The sequence below is a fragment of the Mangrovibacter phragmitis genome (assembly GCF_040429585.1).
In the GTDB taxonomy this organism is placed as follows: Bacteria; Pseudomonadota; Gammaproteobacteria; order Enterobacterales; family Enterobacteriaceae; genus Mangrovibacter; species Mangrovibacter phragmitis.
Window position 1 is genome coordinate 4983349 of record NZ_CP134782.1, and the last position, 21398, is coordinate 5004746.

At 48.1% G+C, this 21398-nt stretch carries 21 protein-coding genes; 9 read left to right on the forward strand and 12 right to left on the reverse strand.

Annotated features, from left to right (window positions below):
• The first annotated feature begins 252 nt into the window (after positions 1-252).
• From MPHASIOC01_RS23975 to MPHASIOC01_RS23985, 3 genes are all read left to right on the forward strand, one after another.
• Positions 253-1872, forward strand: a complete 1620-nt coding sequence (locus MPHASIOC01_RS23975) for an alpha-glucoside-specific PTS transporter subunit IIBC (protein ID WP_064598505.1) — start codon at positions 253-255, stop codon at positions 1870-1872.
• On the forward strand, positions 1869-3194 hold the full coding sequence (locus tag MPHASIOC01_RS23980) for a 6-phospho-alpha-glucosidase (RefSeq protein ID WP_353613441.1): 1326 nt from the start codon (positions 1869-1871) through the stop codon (positions 3192-3194). Before MPHASIOC01_RS23975 ends, MPHASIOC01_RS23980 begins: the two co-directional genes overlap by 4 nt.
• Positions 3195-3586: 392 nt before the next feature.
• Positions 3587-3871, forward strand: a complete 285-nt coding sequence (locus MPHASIOC01_RS23985; RefSeq protein WP_353613442.1) for a hypothetical protein — start codon at positions 3587-3589, stop codon at positions 3869-3871.
• Positions 3872-4235: 364 nt separating this feature from the next.
• Here the strand turns inward: MPHASIOC01_RS23985 and MPHASIOC01_RS23990 are convergent, their stop codons facing one another.
• The 6 genes from MPHASIOC01_RS23990 to MPHASIOC01_RS24015 all read right to left on the reverse strand — a co-directional run bounded on the left by MPHASIOC01_RS23990 (position 4236) and on the right by MPHASIOC01_RS24015 (position 7756).
• A complete protein-coding gene (locus tag MPHASIOC01_RS23990) occupies positions 4236-4496 on the reverse strand; it encodes a HipA domain-containing protein (protein ID WP_064598496.1) in 261 nt (86 codons plus the stop codon).
• Between the two features lie 82 nt (positions 4497-4578).
• Positions 4579-5385, reverse strand: a complete 807-nt coding sequence (locus MPHASIOC01_RS23995; RefSeq protein WP_353613443.1) for a DUF6933 domain-containing protein — start codon at positions 5383-5385, stop codon at positions 4579-4581.
• Between the two features lie 211 nt (positions 5386-5596).
• Positions 5597-6076 carry a discoidin domain-containing protein gene (locus MPHASIOC01_RS24000; protein WP_353613444.1) on the reverse strand — a complete coding sequence of 160 codons (480 nt, stop codon included), beginning with the start codon at positions 6074-6076 and terminating at the stop codon, positions 5597-5599.
• A 388-nt stretch (positions 6077-6464) separates the two neighbouring features.
• The gene (locus MPHASIOC01_RS24005) at positions 6465-7040 is read right to left on the reverse strand and encodes an AAA family ATPase (RefSeq protein ID WP_353613445.1); all 576 of its coding nucleotides are present in this window, start codon (positions 7038-7040) and stop codon (positions 6465-6467) included.
• Positions 7037-7474, reverse strand: a complete 438-nt coding sequence (locus MPHASIOC01_RS24010) for a PTS sugar transporter subunit IIA (RefSeq protein WP_064598488.1) — start codon at positions 7472-7474, stop codon at positions 7037-7039. The genes MPHASIOC01_RS24005 and MPHASIOC01_RS24010 overlap by 4 nt, the downstream gene beginning before the upstream one ends.
• A 9-nt stretch (positions 7475-7483) precedes the next feature.
• Positions 7484-7756, reverse strand: coding sequence for a hypothetical protein (locus MPHASIOC01_RS24015; RefSeq protein WP_353613446.1), 273 nt, complete (start codon positions 7754-7756; stop codon positions 7484-7486).
• Between the two features lie 53 nt (positions 7757-7809).
• On the opposite strand from MPHASIOC01_RS24015, the gene MPHASIOC01_RS24020 reads away from it, so the two are divergent.
• Complete coding sequence (locus tag MPHASIOC01_RS24020; protein ID WP_026141915.1) at positions 7810-8790, forward strand: IS5-like element IS5 family transposase; 981 nt, start codon at positions 7810-7812, stop codon at positions 8788-8790.
• 230 nt (positions 8791-9020) lie between these two features.
• On the opposite strand, the gene MPHASIOC01_RS24025 is transcribed toward MPHASIOC01_RS24020, so the two are convergent.
• The 5 genes from MPHASIOC01_RS24025 to MPHASIOC01_RS24045 form a co-directional block, all read right to left on the reverse strand.
• Positions 9021-9863, reverse strand: coding sequence for a class II fructose-bisphosphate aldolase (locus tag MPHASIOC01_RS24025; protein WP_064598483.1), 843 nt, complete (start codon positions 9861-9863; stop codon positions 9021-9023).
• Positions 9850-11217, reverse strand: a complete 1368-nt coding sequence (locus tag MPHASIOC01_RS24030; RefSeq protein WP_064598481.1) for a PTS sugar transporter subunit IIC — start codon at positions 11215-11217, stop codon at positions 9850-9852. Before MPHASIOC01_RS24030 ends, MPHASIOC01_RS24025 begins: the two co-directional genes overlap by 14 nt.
• The gene (locus MPHASIOC01_RS24035; protein ID WP_064598479.1) at positions 11210-11524 is read right to left on the reverse strand and encodes a PTS sugar transporter subunit IIB; all 315 of its coding nucleotides are present in this window, start codon (positions 11522-11524) and stop codon (positions 11210-11212) included. Before MPHASIOC01_RS24035 ends, MPHASIOC01_RS24030 begins: the two co-directional genes overlap by 8 nt.
• Positions 11525-11535: 11 nt before the next feature.
• Complete coding sequence (locus tag MPHASIOC01_RS24040) at positions 11536-12516, reverse strand: 6-phosphofructokinase (protein ID WP_064598995.1); 981 nt, start codon at positions 12514-12516, stop codon at positions 11536-11538.
• A 598-nt stretch (positions 12517-13114) separates the two neighbouring features.
• Complete coding sequence (locus MPHASIOC01_RS24045) at positions 13115-14056, reverse strand: sugar-binding transcriptional regulator (RefSeq protein WP_353613447.1); 942 nt, start codon at positions 14054-14056, stop codon at positions 13115-13117.
• Positions 14057-14274: 218 nt separating this feature from the next.
• Here MPHASIOC01_RS24045 and dalD point away from each other — a divergent pair, with 218 nt between their 5' ends.
• From dalD to MPHASIOC01_RS24070, 5 genes are all read left to right on the forward strand, one after another.
• Positions 14275-15642 carry a D-arabinitol 4-dehydrogenase gene (dalD, locus tag MPHASIOC01_RS24050; protein WP_353613448.1) on the forward strand — a complete coding sequence of 456 codons (1368 nt, stop codon included), beginning with the start codon at positions 14275-14277 and terminating at the stop codon, positions 15640-15642.
• A 9-nt stretch (positions 15643-15651) separates the two neighbouring features.
• The gene (gene xylB, locus MPHASIOC01_RS24055; RefSeq protein ID WP_353613449.1) at positions 15652-17124 is read left to right on the forward strand and encodes a xylulokinase; all 1473 of its coding nucleotides are present in this window, start codon (positions 15652-15654) and stop codon (positions 17122-17124) included.
• A 58-nt stretch (positions 17125-17182) separates the two neighbouring features.
• Positions 17183-18460 (forward strand): RbtT/DalT/CsbX family MFS transporter, encoded by a 1278-nt coding sequence (locus MPHASIOC01_RS24060; RefSeq protein WP_064598471.1) that lies wholly within the window; start codon positions 17183-17185, stop codon positions 18458-18460.
• Positions 18461-18505: 45 nt separating this feature from the next.
• The gene (locus tag MPHASIOC01_RS24065) at positions 18506-19168 is read left to right on the forward strand and encodes an HAD-IA family hydrolase (RefSeq protein ID WP_353613450.1); all 663 of its coding nucleotides are present in this window, start codon (positions 18506-18508) and stop codon (positions 19166-19168) included.
• A gap of 662 nt (positions 19169-19830) precedes the next feature.
• Positions 19831-20313 (forward strand): hypothetical protein, encoded by a 483-nt coding sequence (locus MPHASIOC01_RS24070; protein ID WP_353613451.1) that lies wholly within the window; start codon positions 19831-19833, stop codon positions 20311-20313.
• 223 nt (positions 20314-20536) lie between these two features.
• On the opposite strand, the gene MPHASIOC01_RS24075 is transcribed toward MPHASIOC01_RS24070, so the two are convergent.
• The gene (locus tag MPHASIOC01_RS24075; protein ID WP_353613452.1) at positions 20537-21166 is read right to left on the reverse strand and encodes a hypothetical protein; all 630 of its coding nucleotides are present in this window, start codon (positions 21164-21166) and stop codon (positions 20537-20539) included.
• Between the last annotated feature and the right edge of the window lie 232 nt (positions 21167-21398).

Consider the following 21398-nt stretch of genomic DNA (forward strand, 5'->3'; position numbering starts at 1 on the left):
ATTTCTATTATAAAATTATTCAAAAACAAATAATTAACATCGATAACAGCAACATATTCCCAACCGATTCCTGCACTTGTCTGGTTTTACGATAAAAAGTAGACATCAGGTACTGAAATAAAACTTTGAGAGCTATCACAAACCCAGTTTTCTCACCCGGCCACCCCATGCGCCAGTTCTTATTCTCAATACCGGCCAGCACGACAATGAAATAAGGCCTCTTACCCGGTTGGTTTATGTGAGGATTTTACAATGCTCAGTCAAATACAACGTTTCGGCGGTGCGATGTTCACCCCGGTATTATTATTTCCATTTGCAGGAATGGTTGTTGGCATAGCTATTATGCTCAGCAACCCGCTTTTTGTCGGGGAGTCACTGACCGCGCCTGAAAGCTTATTTGCACAAATTGTTCATATTATCGAAGAAGGTGGCTGGAGCGTATTTCGCAATATGCCACTGATTTTCGCCGTCGGCCTGCCCATTGGCCTGGCAAAGCAGGCTCAGGCCAGAGCGTGCCTTGCCGTACTCATCAGTTTCCTCACCTGGAACTATTTTATTAATGCCATGGGAATGACCTGGGGAAATTTTTTCGGCGTAGATTTTACTCAGGATCCCGTTGCAGGAAGTGGGCTGACACTGATAGCCGGAATAAAAACTCTCGACACCAGTATTATTGGCGCAATTGCAATATCTGGCATAGTTACAGCATTACATAACCGCTTTTTTGATAAACCCTTACCTGTTTTCCTGGGAATTTTTCAGGGCACATCATTTGTTGTGATTATTGCATTTCTGGTCATGATCCCTTGTGCCTGGCTAACATTACTGGGCTGGCCGAAAATCCAGATGGGTATTGAATCATTACAGGCATTTTTACGCACTGCTGGTGCCACTGGCGTGTGGATCTATACCTTTCTGGAACGCATTCTGATCCCTACCGGCTTACACCACTTTATCTATGGCCCGTTTATCTTTGGCCCGGCAGCAGTCGAGGGCGGTATTCAGGTTTACTGGGCACAACATTTACAGGCATTCAGCAACAGCAGCGAACCGTTGAAAGTGCTGTTTCCTGAAGGGGGTTTTGCCTTACACGGTAACTCCAAGGTGTTTGGCTCTGTGGGGATTGCCCTGGCACTCTATTTCACCGCCGCGCCCGAAAACCGGGTAAAAGTCGCCGGGCTGCTGATCCCGGCCACACTCACCGCCGTTCTGGTGGGCATTACCGAACCACTGGAATTTACCTTCCTGTTTATCTCCCCGTTGCTGTTCGCTGTACATGCTGTGCTGGCTGCCAGCATGGCAACGGTGATGTACCTGTGTGGCGTGGTTGGCAACTTTGGCGGCGGCTTACTGGATCAGTTTTTACCCCAGAACTGGATCCCCATGTTCCACCACCACAGCGGCATGATGTTCACCCAGATAGGTATCGGCCTGTGCTTCACCGCACTTTACTTTGTGGTGTTCCGCACTCTGATTCTGCGGCTCAACCTGAAAACTCCAGGGCGCGAAGACAGTGAAGTGCGCCTGTACAGCAAGGCCGACTACCAGGCAGCCCGCGGTAAAAACCCGGCCCCTGCCACCAGAGATACCCGTACCGGCCAGGCGCTTGGGTTCCTGGAAGCGCTGGGCGGAGCCGCCAATATCGACAGCATCAATAACTGCGCCACCCGCCTGCGCATTGCCCTGGTAGATATAGCGCAAACCCAAAGTGACGACGTTTTCAAAGCCCTTGGTGCTCATGGCGTGGTGCGCCATGGCAACAGTATCCAGGTGATTGTCGGGCTGCATGTTCCGCAGGTGCGGGAGCAACTGGAAAGCCTGATGAACAACCCTTTAACGAATGAATCCAACACCATGACGGAGGCAGTATGACTAATAAATTTTCAGTGGTAATCGCCGGAGGCGGCAGCACTTTTACCCCAGGCATTGTGCTCATGTTGCTGGCGAACCAGGACCGTTTCCCATTACGCGCTCTGAAATTCTATGACAACGATGGCGCACGCCAGGAAGTTATCGCCGAAGCCTGCAAAATTATTCTGCAGGAGCAGGCGCCTGATATTGCATTCAGCTACACCACCGACCCAAAAGAAGCCTTTACTGACGTGGACTTTGTGATGGCACATATCCGCGTGGGTAAATACCCAATGCGTGAGCAGGATGAAAAAATCCCCCTGCGCCATGGTGTTCTGGGCCAGGAAACCTGTGGCCCGGGTGGGATTGCCTACGGCATGCGCTCTATTGGCGGCGTACTGGAACTGGTGGATTACATGGAGCAATACTCCCCCAATGCCTGGATGCTGAATTACTCCAACCCGGCCGCCATTGTTGCTGAAGCCACCCGCAGACTGCGCCCGCATGCAAAAATCCTTAATATTTGCGACATGCCAATCGGCATTGAAGGGCGCATGGCGCAAATTGTTGGGCTCAAAGACCGCAAACAGATGCGTGTACGCTACTATGGCCTGAACCACTTCGGCTGGTGGACACAGATAGAAGACCTGGCCGGCAACGATTTAATGCCACAGTTGAAAGCCTATGTGGCGCAACACGGCTATGTTCCCCCGGCAAAAGATACCCATACCGAAGCCAGCTGGAACGATACCTTTGCCAAAGCAAAAGATGTCCAGGCGCTGGACAGCGCAACCCTGCCCAACACCTACCTGAAGTATTACCTGTTCCCGGATTATGTGGTGGCCCACTCAAACCCGGAAAGAACACGGGCAAACGAAGTAATGGACCACCGTGAAAAACAGGTATTTGGTGCCTGCCGGGCCATTATTGAAGCAGGGAATTCCAGCGCGGGAGAACTGGAAATCGACGAGCATGCTTCTTACATTGTTGACCTGGCTGCCGCCATTGCGTTCAACACCCAGGAACGCATGTTGCTGATTGTTCCCAACAACGGCGCCATTGCCAACTTTGATGCCGATGCCATGGTGGAGATCCCCTGTCTGGTTGGGAAGAATGGTCCGGAGCCCCTTACCGTAGGCGAGATTCCGCATTTCCAAAAGGGAATGATGAGCCAGCAGGTGGCGGTTGAAAAACTGGTGGTGGATGCCTGGGAAGAGCATTCCTACCAAAAATTGTGGCAGGCAATAACCCTGTCGAAAACGGTGCCCAGCGCCAGTGTCGCCAAAGCGATTCTCGATGACCTTATTGAGGCGAATAAAGCTTACTGGCCTGAATTAAACTAACCCTTCCTTTGTTGCTTCCCGTTTACCCGGGAAGCAACACCCCTGAACCGTATAACGGCCAACCCGCGCTGATTATCCCCACCAGGCAGCACAATATTTATATGGCAGATAATGCTGCAACTGATTCCCACCATAAGAAAAGCAACCAGAAAGAGAACCATACTCAGCATGATACACAGGAATTTTTTTCGTTTAAAAAATATACTATAAAAGCCAATAACACCGGTGCAGTGCTTAATTAACAACATAGTGATTTAAATCAAAATGCACACCACCCAAAACGCGGAGAAATATCACAAACAACTATTTAGATTTTCCCGGCTCAGGTTTGCTTCTCAGCCGCACTACGTTGCAAGGCAACTTAGCGATGGGCTTAATGTGAGGTTTTGACAATGGAAACTGTAGTAAAAGGTTCTAACTCACTGGGTGAGTATTTTACTCTGTTACTGGATAAAACCCAGTACGACAAAGACGCAATTCTGAAAGCCAGTTATGGTTTAGCCGAGTATTATTTTGTGCATATTACTAAAGCAACCACTGAAAAATTGGCAATCTCTTTCTATACCAAAAATATCACTGGCACCCCTTTAGTGATTGAGAGTGCGGTAACCCTGTTCTTAAACGCACTGCATGCCACCCCGCCTGTGCCATTGCCACTGGCAGAAACCCACCATTGAAGGTGTTCCAGCTAATGGCACACTTTACTTTGCCATAAAGTCACTTTATGCTGGTTCACTACCTGGGGAAATATATTAATCAGCCGCCCAATAATGAATAATCTGGTTATTCCCCGGCAAGCATAACTGAGCCAGAATCGCTTTAAAAAAAGCCCAATAGCTGAAACAATTCAGCTTATTCAACCCACGGATTCTGGTTGCAATTTCACCTGTAAGATTATCCCCTGTTAATAAACACCACCCAGCAGTACGTTTTGCCATACCAGCGTTTTTATTCGACTGTCGTTATGCCAGCAATGGAGCATAGTCCGGTCGGGCAGGTGACTGCTGGCGTCTCCAGTTAATATGGCATGAATTAAATGAATTAAATAAATTCATACTTTCTGATGCGAAACTCTTTTCCCTCAGCCAACTTCAGCAAATGGGATTTATCGGTGAACGCCTTACTGCTTGCGAGCTTAAGCGCCATCTTGTTATCTATGGTGTCGTAGATAAGCGTATGAGTGATATCAAATGGTGGTGAAACAAAAATCTGTGGCGTATCAGGCGAGTACTGCAAAGCAAAGTTCTTTAGGTGCGCATCGCCATTACCAATAGAGCAACTAAACACTATGTAACGAAACATGGTTTCAACTTCAGTTTGGCTCGTGATACGGGGTGCGCTCAGTTCAACCCGAACTTACTTCAGGTAATTGATTACCATGCAGTTACTTGCTCTTTTTATTGGCTCTGGCCTGCTGAAAATCAATCACGTTATCCACACGCGCAGGCTTACCTTCAAAATTATTCCGCAACACTGTCTCTGTTATGCCCTGCATTTCATCCTGGCGTTCTGGGACTGGTAATAAAGGCGGCATTTGCAGGCGCAGGGCGCGGAAATACTCCCGAACCAGCGGCTCTTCACTGCGGTCCAGTTTGCCATACTGGCTTATCCACTCAAGAAACATCTCTTCATCGGGGTGGAAATAGTCTTTATGCGTTTTAGTGGAGCGCAGTGTGCTGTTTATTGACTCATCAAATAATGACGCCTGCACCAGGTCTTCAGGCAACCCGCCCGTTTCATCAGCCAGATATTCAATGTTCCACACGACATCAGAAATATGACTCTGAACGCTTCTGTCGCCGCGCTGGCAGAAACAGGGGTTTGGGTTCTGGCGAATAAATTGCTCAACCATCGTATGGAAGCTGGTTTCATCGCACAGCTCAAATTGTTTACCGAAGAACTGCATGTTATTAAACAGCCGCTCCAGCCACTGCCTGGAAAATTCAGCGTAGTTACCTTTTTGCAGGCCAGTAAACACCATAGCGTAGCGAGTATGTACATGCATGGCGATTAACACATTTTTACGCTGAACCTTAATGGCATGCACCAGCCATGAACTGACGGGCAGGTTTTCGTGCTGAGTATCAATAATCGCCGGTGTTGGTGGTTTTTCCAGCGGCGACTGTTTTTTACCCTGACGTGTCACAGTAAAAAACTCCGCTGCCGTTTTGGTGCAGTTAAACACTAACATGGCGGTTTTCCTTTTTGTTCAGACAAAACACGGGTACGCAATAAGAGCAAAACCTTTACCCGGCTGCGACAGGAACTGTTGCAGGTTCGCAATCAACACCAGCCCGACTTCGCTGTTTTGCTGTGAAATGCCGGGTAGCCATTATGACGACCCGGCATTCTATGCACAACGGTACTTTTCTGAAGCCTTTCCGGTTCACCACCGGCAGGTGTTAATTCAGCATGGTTTCTGGCAACGCTTCATCGCTATTTACAGCGACCTGGTGTAACGAACTCCATGAGTTGATATCTGTGCCATGAACCTGCAGTTTTATCCAGCGAGCTTTAACCGGATTAACCACGAATTTCTCGCCATGCAGTGACACCGTCGATGTCTGAACCCCTTGTGCCAGTGTGACCCAGTCCTGGTTATCCTGCGAAACCAGCAAATCAAACTTAAGCCGCCGCTCTGCTGGTTTAAAAGTATGCAGAGCAATATTATGAATCTCTGTTTCATCGGCTAACTGGAACAACGCCCAGTTCCCCTTGCCACTTACCGCCCAGCGGGTTTTAGCGTTACCATCCAGCATAAATTCAGGCTTGTGGCCGTTCTTTTCATCAAAACCAGAAGCCGTAACGCCACTGATTTGGGTGGCGAACGCTGTTGCAGAGCATGCCAGTAAGAGTGCTGCGCTAACCAGTCCTTTAAACATAGAGCTGTCCTTAATAAGTCAATATGCGGGTATGTTGTGTAAGGCACAGTATCGGTTGATACGAATGCTACGCAGCGTAATAAACCGGAATGCCGGAGTGAAAACAACAGAACAAACAGGTATGGCGAAATAAAATTACAAACTGTGGTGGATTTCCTGTTTTTTTATAACCGGAATGCACTTCCGGATAGCAAAATTAATTACAATTGCACTGGTTAATTAATGCTTGTATTAACTGAATGTACGATTAAATAAACACGCAAGGCCGTTCGCATAACGTAACCAATTTATTCATGGTAAACCGTCTCCCCAACGAGCCAGGTAGACAACAATATGAACAAGCCAGGCGCTATGGTAAAAATACGCCTGACTGCCCCTGCCAGTGCACTCACTCAACCAATGCTCCACTGGCTATATGGTGCGTAACCCAGTTAAAAAGTGCCCCTGAATCACCACCGTCTTCATCCTGCTCAAATGTGTACACCGGGCCGAGGCTCATTGGACGGGCAGATTGCGCTAACAAAGCCAGTTCTGGCAAATACTCTTCTCCCGGGTGGCCCGGTTTACGTTGCTCAAGCCGCCGGGCATAGCGTGATACAGCCAGCTCCGGTGAAACCTGATTCCAGATTTCCAGCACTTCGCGTACCCGGGCCTGTTGCAAAAAAACCTGGAGTTGCTCACGGGGCTGAAACCCAAACCAGGCATCAACCAGCCAGATACAGTTTGCTGGTGCCGTAGCAATAACTGACCAGATAGCGGCATAAGCCGCGCACCCAAGCTGGCGGTTAAGCTGGCGATCTATGGCCGGGAACTGCGCCATAAAAGGCTCTTTGATACCATCCAGCGTCAGTGAGGGCAGGCCGAATTGCTGTGAAAGCGCCTGGGTGACGGTACTTTTTCCTGATGCCGGAATACCATTAACCAGAATGACGGTTTTTTGTTCAGCACTAAGTAACTGTTTCATAGCAATGCTGCCACCTCCTCTTTGCTGCGCGCTGCCCGCAGGCTGGACAACCGGACATCGTTATCCAGTAAATCGACAATTGCGCGAATCCCCTCTTCAATATGCGTATTGCTATCCTGAGCACCAAATAAAATAACAATATCTGCCGCGCCACTTCCGGCAAAACTGACCGGGTTTTTAAGTAACACCAGACTAAAACAGGTGCGGGAAACACCGTTTTCAGGGCGGGCATGAGGTATCGCAATACCTTCATCAAAAACATAATACGCGCCGTGTTCGAGCGTATTTTTGATTACGGCTTCTCCATAATTATGTGAAATAAAACCTTTATTCACTAATGGGCTGGCAGCCCGGCGAATCACATCCTGCCAGTTATCAATATCTACACCGACCTGGATAGCATCTGCTTCCAGCAACAAATCTTTAATGGACATGCGCACTCCCTAAATATTACGGCGAATAATATTTCGCAGTTCATCAATTCGTGTAAACAACGTCTCCACCTGTGGCCGATAAACAGGGCTTGCGGCATAGGCACGTAATGCACGGTTGTACTCAAGCATTAATGCTTTCTGTGTTTCAGCATTATCTGGCTGTTGTGCCAGAGATTGCTCCAGCAGAGCTATTTGTTCAGACAACTGTTGTGCCTGCTGATTATTATCTTCCTGGTTCACTGGCGCTTTTTGCCATAATGCTTTTAGGGAAGGTGCGAACAAGTCCCTGATATGAGATCATGTTTGTCATCTGGAGCCATGAAAAAGGGTTCATCATGAGTCATCAGCTCACCTTCGCCGACAGTGAATTCAGCAGTAAGCGCCGTCAGACCAGAAAAGAGATTTTCTTGTCCCGCATGGAGCAGATTCTGCCATGGCAAAACATGGTGGAAGTCATCGAGCCGTTTTATCCCAAGGCTGGTAATGGCCGGCGACCTTATCCGCTGGAAACCATGCTACGCATTCACTGCATGCAGCATTGGTACAACCTGAGCGATGGCGCGATGGAAGATGCTCTGTACGAAATCGCCTCCATGCGTCTGTTTGCCCGGTTATCCCTGGATAGCGCCTTGCCGGACCGCACCACCATCATGAATTTCCGCCACCTGCTGGAGCAGCATCAACTGGCCCGCCAATTGTTCAAGACCATCAATCGCTGGCTGGCCGAAGCAGGCGTCATGATGACTCAAGGCACCTTGGTCGATGCTACCATCATTGAGGCACCCAGCTCGACCAAGAACAAAGAGCAGCAACGCGATCCGCAGATGCATCAGACCAAGAAAGGCAATCAGTGGCACTTTGGCATGAAGGCCCACATTGGTGTCGATGCCAAGAGTGGCCTGACCCACAGCCTAGTCACCACCGCGGCCAACGAGCATGACCTCAATCAGCTGGGTAATCTGCTGCATGGAGAGGAGCAATTTGTCTCAGCCGATGCCGGCTACCAAGGGGCGCCACAGCGCGAGGAGCTGGCCGAGGTGGATGTGGACTGGCTGATCGCCGAGCGCCCCGGCAAGGTAAGAACCTTGAAACAGCATCCACGCAAGAACAAAACGGCCATCAACATCGAATACATGAAAGCCAGCATCCGGGCCAAGGTGGAGCACCCATTTCGCATCATCAAGCGACAGTTCGGCTTCGTGAAAGCCAGATACAAGGGGTTGCTGAAAAACGATAACCAACTGGCGATGTTATTCACGCTGGCCAACCTGTTTCGGGCGGACCAAATGATACGTCAGTGGGAGAGATCTCACTAAAAACTGGGAATAACGCCTTAAATGGCGAAGAAACGGTCTAAATAGGCTGATTCAAGGCATTTACGGGAGAAAAAACGGCTCAAACATGAAGAAATGAAATGACTGAGTCAGCCGAGAAGAATTTCCCCGCTTATTCGCACCTTCCTTAGCGAATTAAACATAGCCGACTCCAGCCCCGACGGGTGCCGGGGCACCAGGGTGAGTGATAAAAACAAAAGAATAAGGGGTATTTATTTAAACAGTGCGATCTTTTCCATTAATACCTGCGTAACGGCTTCGTTTGCCGGAATTAAAAACTTCCGCACACTGTCATTCACTTTTCCTTTTTCAAACGTGGTTTTACATTGCCCTACCCACTGGACATTCATTTCTGTACCCACATTCACTTTATTAATCCCTTCGGTCACCGCCAGGCGCATATCTTCATCGCTGACGCCCGTCCCGCCATGTAATACCAGCGGCGTGCCAGTTGCTTTACTGATTGCAGTTAACCGTTCATGGCGAATTTGCGCTTTACCCGTATACAGGCCATGTACCGTGCCAACAGAGACCGCCAGCATATCAACCTGCGTTTCATGCACAAAGCGCACAGCATCTTCCACGGTAGTAATGGTGATGTCTTCATCTGCCACGGCTTTGCCATCTTCCGAGCCACCAATCGCTCCCAACTCACCTTCTACTGTGATATTTTTCGGGCGAGCCATTTCCACCACAATACGCGTATTCGCAATGTTGTCATCAATACTAAGATGGGAACCGTCATACATCACAGATGTAAAACCGGCATTCATCGCTGTTTCAATCGCGTTAATATCCGTGCAATGGTCCAGGTGCAGGCAAGTTGGCACATTCTCACTTTCCGCCAGAGAGCAAACAGAATCCACCAGCAATTTATAACCCAAATATTGTGCTGTTCCGGTAGATATCTGAATCATTAACGGACTGTTCGTTTTTTTTGCAGCCCGGAAATAGGCAGGCAGCATTTCAATACAATGTAAGTTAAATGAACCAATTGCCTTAAATTGTCGTTCCTGAGCAATACGTAGAATATCGTTGAAATTAAGCAGGCTCATGACCTTTCTCCCCTTTAGGATTAACAGACTTACCATTTACAAACCAGGCAAGGGCGGCAACAAACACAATAAATAAGGCAACAAATAACCAGTTATTTTGGAATGCATGCCCCAGCACCAGGCCAGAACTGATCACATCTGAGTCACTGAATGTGACGCCATTAAAACCGTAACTTTCCAGCATCGGCACCAGCACAGACGGCAGGAAAGTGATAAACAGGCCGTGGACAACACCACCAATCATGGCTCCACGCCGCCCTCCCAGCGCATTGCCAAAAACACCAGCAGTCCCACCTGCAAAAAAGTTCGTCAATAACCCGGGAAGAATCATCGCCATCCCGAACATCGGGAAGACCAGCATGCCGATAATAGAACCCACTGTTGTTGCCAGAAAGCCCACTATTACTGCATTGGGGGCATAGGGAAAGAGAACCGGACAATCCAGAGCGGGTTTAGCGTCCGGCACAATACGCATGGCAATTCCCCTGAATGCGGGCACCAGTTCATTAAGCAGTAAACGCACGCCGCTATAGAGAACAAAGACACCAGCGACAAACTGGATAGATTGCATAAACGCGTACATCAGGTAGTTCATACCGCCAGCAAACTGGGCAATATACGCAGGGCCTGCCGCCAGTGCCGGGATCAGGTACATGGGCACCATCACCACCGCCATAGACAAATAGGTATCTTGCAGGAACTTGAAATTATCCGGCAGCACCAGGTCTTCAGTTGAGCGGGAGCCTTTGCCAACAACCTTTGCCACCGCCGCCTGAACCAGGTAGCCAATGGTACAAAAATGCCCCAGAGCGACGTCATCCGAACCGGTAATTCGCCGTACCACAGGTTGCGCCAGCGCAGGCATCAGCACTGCCATGACCCCGCCAAAAACACCACCAGTCAGGATCAGGGGTAAACCTGTCAGGCCCGCTTTATAGCCAATAACGGTGCCGATAGTTGCCATCCAGAGCAGTGCCTGCCCGGTCAGGAAGATGTACTTAAAGGGTGAAAGACGCGCCACCAGGATATTGACGGCAAATATCACCATCAGCGTTAACGCCACTTCGGACCCCAGCTCGCGGTTTGCCAGCCCGGCTATCGCTGCCACATCGGTGATATACCCTTTCATGCCGAAACCATGGGTAAAAATGTCGTTCAGGAAAGTCAGCGTGGCGACTATAATGTTGATGCCTGCCATCATTATCAGAAAGCCCAGCAGCGTTTTAAATGTACCCTCTGCTATTTTCCCTGGTGATTTTTTTTGCAGAATCAACCCGAGCATGGCAATAAATGCCACCAGGATAGATGCCTGGCCAAGTAAATCTTTTACAATAAATGAAATAACACTATTCATGATTAACCACCATTAAATTTTGTGCTTTCATAAAGGCAACTATTTTTGTTTCTATTTCCTCTTTATCAGTTAATTTGTTCAGAATAATAACGCGTTTAGCCTCTTCTTCACTGGCGTCGGCTGTTAAAATATCTGCAAATGTTTTAGAGGTTAAGATAATATCTGATTTAAATGCTCCCGCTTCAGATACTGTGGTGTGTTCAATTTGAGCAGGGATCTCCAGTTTTTTAAGAACAGCTTTCGCAGTCATTTCAATGGCAAAGCTTGAGCCGAGGCCGCAGCCACATACGCAAAGTACTTTTAACATGTAGGGTCTCCTCAAAGGATATTGAGCTGCCTTGCAAGTTTATAATGATGCCCTTCAGTATCGACCAGGCGTTTTTGCATACTAATTAAATCAATGGGAATAGGTTTATTACTCGAATTAATAACAATGGCTTTATTACGCATTCCAGACTGAATACAACGAACAATTTCACTGGCCATAATCGTTCCCTGATAAATTTCCTCGCAACTTGGCTCGCCACTGCGTAAGCCAAAACCCAAAATGGTCTTACGGATACGCACACCTATTTGTGGCTCCAGTTGTTTTATCATAGTGTCTATCGCCCCCTGAAAGCCGGGCGAATACTCCTTTGTGTAGCCTTCTGAGCACAGGATGATGACACTATTTTGTTCAGCCAGCTTATGCTGGATCCTTGATACCAGTTCAGCCACTGGCAGCTGCCTTTCAGGAATTAACGCTATATCGGCATTACTCTTAATAGCCGCCTGCAAAGTCAGTTCGCCACAGTACCCACCGAGAACTTCAATCATAAATACTCGCCCAGGTAATGCTCTGCCGGTATTACGTAATTTGGATACTTCCTGACGGATTTGTTCACAGGCAGTTGAGAAACCAATCGTGTAGTCACTGCCGAATACATCATTATCAATCGTCATACCCACACCAAAACAATTAACACCAAATTCACTAAGGGTATTCAGAAATTGTAAAGAACCATCACCACCTGCCATGATTAATATATCAATATGGAGTGACTTAAGTTTTTTACTGATTTCACTGTACTCAGAGCGTATTAATTTTTTCGACGTCCTCCCGGATGTGATTACCGGCATTGATGAGATAGAGAAATCTACCAGTTCACGCCATGAAATCTCGTGGTGTTTTTTCTCCAATAAGCCAGAAATTCCACCATTAAATAGCGTAATATCAGCCTGCGCCAGCCTGGCCACCTGGAAAATAAAGTTATTTATCCCGGAAACATCTCCGCCACTTACGACAATACCGATTTTCATCATTTGCCCTTATTGCTTGCGACACCCATATTTTTCCCTGGCTGCAAGCCCTTTATTTGCAACGGAGATCTCAAAAACTGGATAAATGAATCCATACAGAACATTGACAACCTGTTTTGTTAATGTTTTTTTGTGGACTCAGTCACATTAAAGATTTAACAAACAGCAGAAATCATATATTTTTATTATGAAAATACAGTGAGTTATTGAATAAATGAAAAAGCTGAATTGAACAGGGAGCGAGGCGAGTAATAGCCAAAAGGTGAGATGACAAATTTGTGAACACCACCTCATTTTTTGCTTTCAGGAGGTGCCATTAAGGCACCTGAGTCTGATGACAAACCTCATGTCCGCACAGAAAGAAAGGATGTCACCTAATAAAAAACCAGGAAAATCAATTCATTGATTTTCGGCTGCTAACTAAAAAGAAGGGAAAACCACGCTTTGCCCTTCTTTTTCATCAGTCTAAGGTGCCATTAAGGCACCTGTTTATTTTTACCGGGATAATAAGGCGCGAAAATTGCCAGATGTAATAGCGAAAACAGGCACCATAAACACCAACCTGGTAGCACAAAAAAAGTGGTGCAAACAATGGCACTCAGCGCGTCAACAACCAGCGGGCGGTATGCTCATCGGTAACCAGGCTGTTAATCCAGCCCCCTTTTAACGCGGCTAAAATCGCCGGGCGTTTGTAATCGCCACAGGCCACACCAATACGTGGGCAGGGATTTTTACGAATATCATAACTGGTTATCAACTGGTTGATTTCGCTGTTAACAACGTTACCGCTGGTATCAATAAACCGCCCCAGGATCTCGCCGACAGAGCCCAGTGCAGTTAATTCATCCAGTTGCCCCCGGTTAATAAACCCGTCTTTATAAATGGGGCTTTGCTCACCTAAAGGCCCCACACCAACAAAAATCACATCCGCCTGGTTGGCTAACTCACTCACGTTATTAAACAAGCGGCTGGAGCACCACATGGCGTATTCATCATTAGTTTGTGCATAGCGTGGGGCCGGCCACTGAGAATATTTGGCTTCCAGTTTACGCGCTAATAACAGAGGAACGTCGTCGTAGTAATTACACTGGCCGTTTTCATCCATAGCACTAATCAACGCCACACAGCGGGCGTTCTTACAATTAAAATCGATGCGCTGAATGGTTTTTTTCAGGGTAAACCCTGAGCCAATGCCAATGATTTTCGGTGTATCGGCTCGCAGAAAACGGGACATCACCTGGTAACAGCCAAATGCCACGCTATCGAGAATACTGTCTTCGCTGTAGACCGGCACAATATTACATTCATGCAACTGGTACTTTTCCTGCAACAACTGCGCATAATCAAGGCAGTTCGCCACCGGGTGATGCAAACCAATTGAAACAATCCCTTCTTCTTTCGCCGCCGCAATCAGGCGTTGTACAACTGGCCTGGAGGTACCCAGGCGGGTAGCGATTTCACTCTGATTCTGCCCGGCAATGTAATACATCCATGCCGCACGCACTTTTTGATCCAGCCTGGCATCATCTTCTTTACTCACTTTTCCCTGCCTTATTCCTGCGCCTGCGGGCACTTTACCCCGGCAATACCCGCATTCTGGCGGGAAGATCATAGTGAAGCAAGTACCCTTGTCACAATTAGATGCACATTATTGGTCATTTGTATTTTTGTCGGTCTTTTGCTCTTTTGTGATCTATAGCTCTACATTTGATCAAATGATTACATAGAGTGTGCCCACACCTTAATGGAGAACAGAGCATGAACAATCAATTCACATGGCTTCATATCGGTTTGGGTTCTTTTCATCGTGCACATCAGGCCTGGTACCTGCACAGCCTGATTGCCTCAGGCGATAACCGCTGGCATATTGCCGCCGGGAACATCCGCCCTGATTCAGAAAACGTTCTTCAGGCACTGAAAGCACAGAATGGCCGTTATGTCCTGGAAACCGTCAGCCCGGAAGGGGAAAGAAAATACGAAGAAATCACTTCAATTCAGAAGCTCATCCCCTGGCAGGAAAACCTTCAGCCACTGATTGACGAAGGGGCTAAACCAGAAACCAAAGTGATTGCATTTACAGTCACAGAAGGCGGGTATTACCTGAATACCCGGCACCAACTGGATACCAGCAACCCGGATTTGGCGGCAGACCTGAAAGGCGCCTGCAAGACAATTTACGGCACCATTACCCGCATTCTTGAAGCGCGCATGGCAGCGCAGGCGGGCCCGTTAACCCTGCTGTGCTGCGATAACGTCCGCCATAATGGCGAGCGCTTTCATGGCGGGTTAATCGAATTTTTACAACAGACGGGCAAACAGGCCGTGATTGACTGGATGACAGCCAACACCACCAGCCCGAATACCATGGTGGACCGTATCACACCACGCCCGGCGCCAGACCTGCCAGCCCGTATCAAAGAAAAAACCGGTATTGATGACAAAGCCCCGGTAATGGGTGAAACCTTTATTCAGTGGGTGGTGGAAGATAACTTCCGCGATGCCCGGCCTGCGCTGGAAAACGCCGGTGTAGAACTGGTGTCTTCTGTGATTCCTTATGAAGAAGCCAAAATCCGTATTCTTAACTCATCCCACAGCTGTATTGCCTGGGCGGGCACGTTAATCGGCCAGCAATATATCCATGAAAGCACCCAGACCGATTTTATCTATGCCATTGCAAACCGTTATGTCACCGAAGATGTCATTCCCTGCCTTGGCGATAACGGTATTGACCTTGCCAGCTACCGCGATGTGGTGCTTAACCGCTTTACCAACCCGTATATTCAGGATACCAACCAGCGTGTTGCCGCAGATGGTTTCTCAAAAATCCCGGCGATGATCACGCCAACGCTGCTGGAATGTTACCAGCGTGGCGCCACTCCGGATGCCACCGCGATGCTGCCTGCCCTGTTCTTCGTGTTTATGGAGCAATGGCACAACGGTGCCCTGCCTTATGAATACCAGGACGGCATTCTGGATGCACCCGCCGTTCATGCCATGTTCAACGCGGCCGACCCCATTGCTGTTTATGCCAGCAACCAGGCACTGTTTGGTGAACTGGCCTCACGCGCAGACTTCGCTGCTCTGCTGCGCGCGAAAATTGCCGCTGTATACACACTGATTCAGTGAGGAATGACTATGTATTTAGGCATTGATCTTGGCACATCCGAAGTGAAAGCACTGGTCATTGACGACAACTACCATGTTGTTGCCACCCACAGTGCGCCACTGAGCATCCAGCGGCCACACCCGCACTGGTCTGAACAATCTCCCCAGGCCTGGTGGGAAGCCACAGATTATTTAATGGCGACACTGAAAGAGAAATGCGGCCAGCACTGGTCGGCCATTAAAGCGATTGGTTTATCCGGGCAAATGCATGGCGCAGTGCTGCTGGATAACCAGGGCGAAGTGATTCGGCCAGCGATTTTATGGAACGACACCCGCTGTGCGCAAGAGTGCGCAGAGCTGGAAGAAATCGCGCCGGAACTCCACGCCATTGCCGGTAACCTGGCGATGCCGGGGTTTACCGCACCCAAGCTGCTTTGGGTGCGTCGCCATGAAAGCGACAACTTTAACCGCACAGCAACCGTGCTGCTGCCGAAAGATTACCTGCGCTTCAAAATGACGGGCAAGAAAGTCTCCGATATGTCTGATGCCGCAGGCACTCTGTGGCTGGATGTGGCCAAACGAGACTGGTCAGATACTCTGCTGGAGAAATGTGGGTTGTCGCGCAGCAATATGCCGGAACTGGTGGAAGGTTGTGCGGTGTCGGCAACACTGGCGCCAGACGTAGCACAACGCTGGGGGCTGAATGCTTCAGTGGTGGTTGCCGGTGGTGGTGGCGATAACGCAGTTAGCGCGATTGGTGTTGGCGCGGTCTCCCCGGGTGATGCATTTATCTCTTTGGGTACTTCCGGCGTGTTGTTTGTTGTAACCGACGCCTACCGCCCCGCACCGGAATCGGCGGTACACGCCTTTTGCCATGTGCTGCCCAATTTATGGCACCAGATGAGCGTGATGCTGAGTGCAGCCAGTTGCCTGCAGTGGTTTTGCCGCCTGACGGGCACCACCGAAACGGCACTGCTGGAAGAAATAGAACAGTTAAGCGATAGCGAGAAAGCCCATGCGCCACTGTTCCTGCCTTACCTTTCTGGCGAGCGCACACCCCATAACGACCCGAACGCACGCGGCCTGTTCTGGGGGTTAACTCACGCCAGCCTGCGCGCGCAAATGGGCTATGCCGTTCTGGAAGGCGTAAGCTTCGGGATTGCCGACGGCCTGCGAGTGCTGCAGGAAAGCGGCACCGATATTACGCAGTGCTCATTAGTTGGCGGCGGTGCCCGCAGCCCGTTCTGGGCACAACTGCTGGCAGACATTCTCGCCATGCCCGTTATCACCCACAAAGGTGGTGAAACAGGCGGGGCACTGGGAGCAGCACGGCTGGCCTGCCTTGCGGCAGGAAGACCAATGGGCGAAGTGTGCAGCAAACCCGAAATCTACAAAACCTGGCAAGCGAACCCCGAGCGCCACCTGGCACTAATGGAACGCTATAAACAATTCGCTGCTCTGTACCAAAACGACATTACTTACCGTACTCATTCATTTTTATAACAAAACCCTCCGGCTCTGTGCCGGAGCGGTTCCACTGTACCCTGAATACGAGGTCATTATGTCTGTAACCAACAAGCAGTGGCTGGGATTGCCTCTGAACCTGATATGGGGCTATATCGCTATCGCCTTCTTCATGACGGGAGATGGTTTCGAACTGGCGTTTTTATCCCACTACATTAAAGAATTAGGCTTTTCACCCGCCGAAGCCTCTTTGGCATTTACTCTCTATGGCCTTGCAGCCGCGCTTGCCGCGTGGGTGTCTGGCGTGGTGGCTGAAATTATTACCCCGCAAAAAACCATGCTGATTGGCTTTTTGATGTGGTGTATTTTCCATGTTCTGTTTCTGGTGTTTGGCCTGGGGCACGCGAATTACGCCATGATCCTGCTGTTCTATGGTATTCGTGGTTTCGCTTATCCCCTGTTCCTGTATTCGTTTATTGTCGCCATTATTCATAACGTGAAGAGCGACAGCGCCAGCTCAGCCATTGGCTGGTTCTGGGCGGTGTATTCCATTGGTATTGGTGTGTTTGGCAGTTATATTCCGAGCTTCACCATCCCGCATATTGGCGAACTGGGGACATTGTGGCTGGCGCTGGCGTTTTGTATCACTGGCGGGGTTATCGCACAGATATCTCTGCGCCATATTGCCACACCACGCCATATGCAAAACCTCACCACGCGTGAGAAACTCAGTGAGCTCACCCGGGCAGTGACGCTGATTTACAGTAACCGCAATATTATGCTGTCCTGCATGGTGCGGATTATCAATACGCTGTCGCTGTTTGGTTTTGCCGTCATCATGCCAATGATGTTTGTCGACCAACTTGGCTTCACTACGTCTGAATGGCTCCAGGTCTGGGCCGTCTTTTTCTTTACCACAATATTCTCCAACGTGTTCTGGGGCGTTGTGTCTGAAAAATTGGGCTGGATAAAAGTGGTGCGCTGGTTCGGGTGCATTGGTATGGCGCTCTCCAGCCTGGCGTTTTATTACATCCCTCAGCATTTTGGGCATAACTTTGCCATGGCGTTAATTCCGGCAATCGCACTGGGCATTTTTGTGGCGGCATTTGTTCCCATGGCGGCGGTATTCCCGGCGCTGGAGCCCAGGCACAAAGGCGCGGCTATTTCGGTTTATAACTTATCTGCCGGGACATCCAACTTCCTGGCCCCGGCCATTGCCGTGCTGCTGCTGCCCCACTTCAGCACCATTGGTGTAGTGATTGCCTACACCGTGCTGTATATCGTCGCGTTTTTCATCTGCCCATTCATTCACGTTGAACAGCCCGGTTTTAGCACTAAACCGGAATGTGCGGCAGAAAGTGCGCAATTGTCGTAAGCAACCAGTCTGGCGGGCAACCGCCAGCCTGCAGGAGAAGTAAAAATGAAGGTGAAAGCGGTTATTTTTGATATGGATGGTGTGATTATTGATTCTGAACCGTTCTGGCAACAGGCGCAAATCACGGCACTGGCTGCCTGCCAGGTTCAGGCCACGGTGGCGCAATGCGAAGCCCTGACAAAAGGCAAGCGGCTGGATGAAATCGCCAGGTTGTGGTGCCAGCATTTCAACTTGCCCACCCAGCCCGGGCAACTGGAACAGGCCATTTTGCACCATGTCACCACATCCATTACGGCAAACGGTAAGCCTTTGCCGGGTGTCGGAGCAGTATTACACACCTTACAGCAAAGCAACTACCGTATCGCTTTAGCCACTTCATCTTCACACCAGGTTATTGATGCCGTGTTCGATAAACTGCAACTGCGCCACTATTTTGAAGTGGTTTCCAGTGCTGATGACGAACCGCGCGGTAAACCAGACCCGGCGGTTTACCTTTCTACCGCACGCAAACTTTCACTGCCCGCCGCAGAGTGCCTGGTGGTGGAAGACAGCCTGAATGGCTTCCGGGCTGCACAGGCTGCCGGAATGCCAGTATGTATGGTCACGCCAGCCTGCCACCAGCCAGAATTTCACAGCGCTGCCGGGCGTTACTGTTCACTGGCGGAGATGCTCGCCACACTGCCAGAGCCTGCCACAGAGCCCGCATAACCACCTGTTTTCTGAATATGTAAGCGCAAACATTCCGGGAGATAAACGGTCTGTTCTTTCCTTGTTTGCGCTTACTTTTTTAACAGCAATGAGAGATCCGGAAAGACAGAATTTCCACAGGTATTCATATAAATCAGTATATTAATAATTAAAAATAACGCTTCAAAATGGCCGAGAACGCTTTTTTCTTGTGGCTCTGACTTGTGGCTCTGAGCATACCATTGCGCCTGGTTGCAACTGGGTAACGGGTATTTTGCGCAATGGTGTACCGCGTAAGATTTTACGCGCCGCACGGTAGCGGTCACACAGAAGCATTGCGCCACAAGCCATGAAGAAAATACCGATTAATATACTGATAGTATTCTCTATTTTCCTCACACTCTCATTCCAGACCTGTCAACGCAAAGCAGAAGTGGCACCTGCGCTGCGAAACACAGATGTCCTGTCGACGTTCAGAGAAAAAAATCGAAAAGGTCCGCTGTGGGCCAGGAGCGGACGTTACTAACTCCTCATTGCATTAGCCATTGGGGGCAGGTCATCTGACGATAAATCACTATCAATAAATTGTAGTCATCACTAGATTAGATTAGTACAATTTTACTTTGGAGGACTCTCCTATCCTTTTGGGATAGAAATAGAAAAATATCATGTAGGATAAGCACATGACAACAATCATTACAGGTATAGCAGTCGCTTTCTTTGTGGCCATCATGGCCAGACAGCTTAAAATATCAGAGTTTCGACAAATCTGGATCAACGAGATACGAAAGGAAATATCGGAGTATATAACTAAGGCTGATGAATGGTCGGAAACATATTTAGATTATAATCTTGAGTCAGAACATGAAAGAAAAGCACAAGGATATCTGAAATTAAATAGTATAAAGTACGAAGCTTTTCAGTTATACCGGAGTATTAAAATTCGGTTCAAGATTGACGATGATGAGGCTAATGAATTGTTGTCGACGCTGATTAATCTCTTAGACCCTAAATTTTCGGAAAGAAATATCTGGGGAGAAGAGGCTGACAAGGCAGTCTTGCAAGCTCGCATGCTACTCAAAAAAGAATGGGAAACAACTAAAAATCCTTTAAGGACCATCGCTGCTTACAAGTTCTTTGCCTTTCAGCATAAAGGCGACAAATGATGTTCTCTAAGATGCTTCTACTAATGGATTTGGCTTGGAGAAGGGGGAATATCCTACGTTAAGTTTACTTCCTTAGCTGGCATAACTGTCTGCTGTGTGCCAGCTAAGGACATGGCAAAAACAATAATGTGTAAATTAATAGTAAGTACTTAAGAGCATTACTCTATCAAGTAACTTAGGGTGATTACGTTTGCACAAAAAAATGAAAAAATCATCATCCAGATTATACAGTCGAATAGGCAGGATGAGATTGAACTAATAATGAAAAAGAAGTATCTATTTTAGTCATAATTTCTTTTTTTAAGATATTTACGATTTTATTTATTGATTCAGGATTAACATTATCAACATTTGCACTTAGATCACCGTGACCAAAGACATGACGAATGGCTGATAATAGCATTATTGGGTTAAAATCATTATTCGTTATAAAGGCATTTGTGTTTGCTTTATGACGAGGATTGCAATTTGAAGAAATAAATGTATAAAATTTAATTGTGTCATTACCAATCGCATTAAGTTTAATTCTAATGTCATGTTTTTCCTTTGCACCAAAGGAAAGACATGTATAAACATCAGTTAATCCGACTGGAAATATATTAAAATAAGTTTCCAAGGTGCTCCAGGTAAGTAATGCCCTCATCAATGCTTCATAACCAAGCCTTGTCCCTCTAGTAGAATTAATAATATCAACACCGTTGAAGTCCTCTGCCACAGAATATCTGGCAGAAAATCTATTTATGTCTCCAATAAGAATATTGGCTTTAATATTACTGGCGTAATATGAAAAACCATTATTCGTTCCTATGGTCTTGCAATATTTACTCCATTCTGATGGGTATGTTCGTGCCATAAATAACATCCTTCTGGGTTAAATGATGTAAAAAACTTCCTTTGATTAATATACCATAGTAATAGTAACGTCTGCTCCTCGCTCACAGCAGTCGCTCCTAAAGGTTTTCCATATAATGAAACGCTTTCATTAACTCATCTTCTGTAAGTGGCGATACCAAACTCGCCCCTGTATCTTTCTCAACCTTCATCAATAGCTCGCTGCGGGTTATGCCCAATCTATTCGCAACATG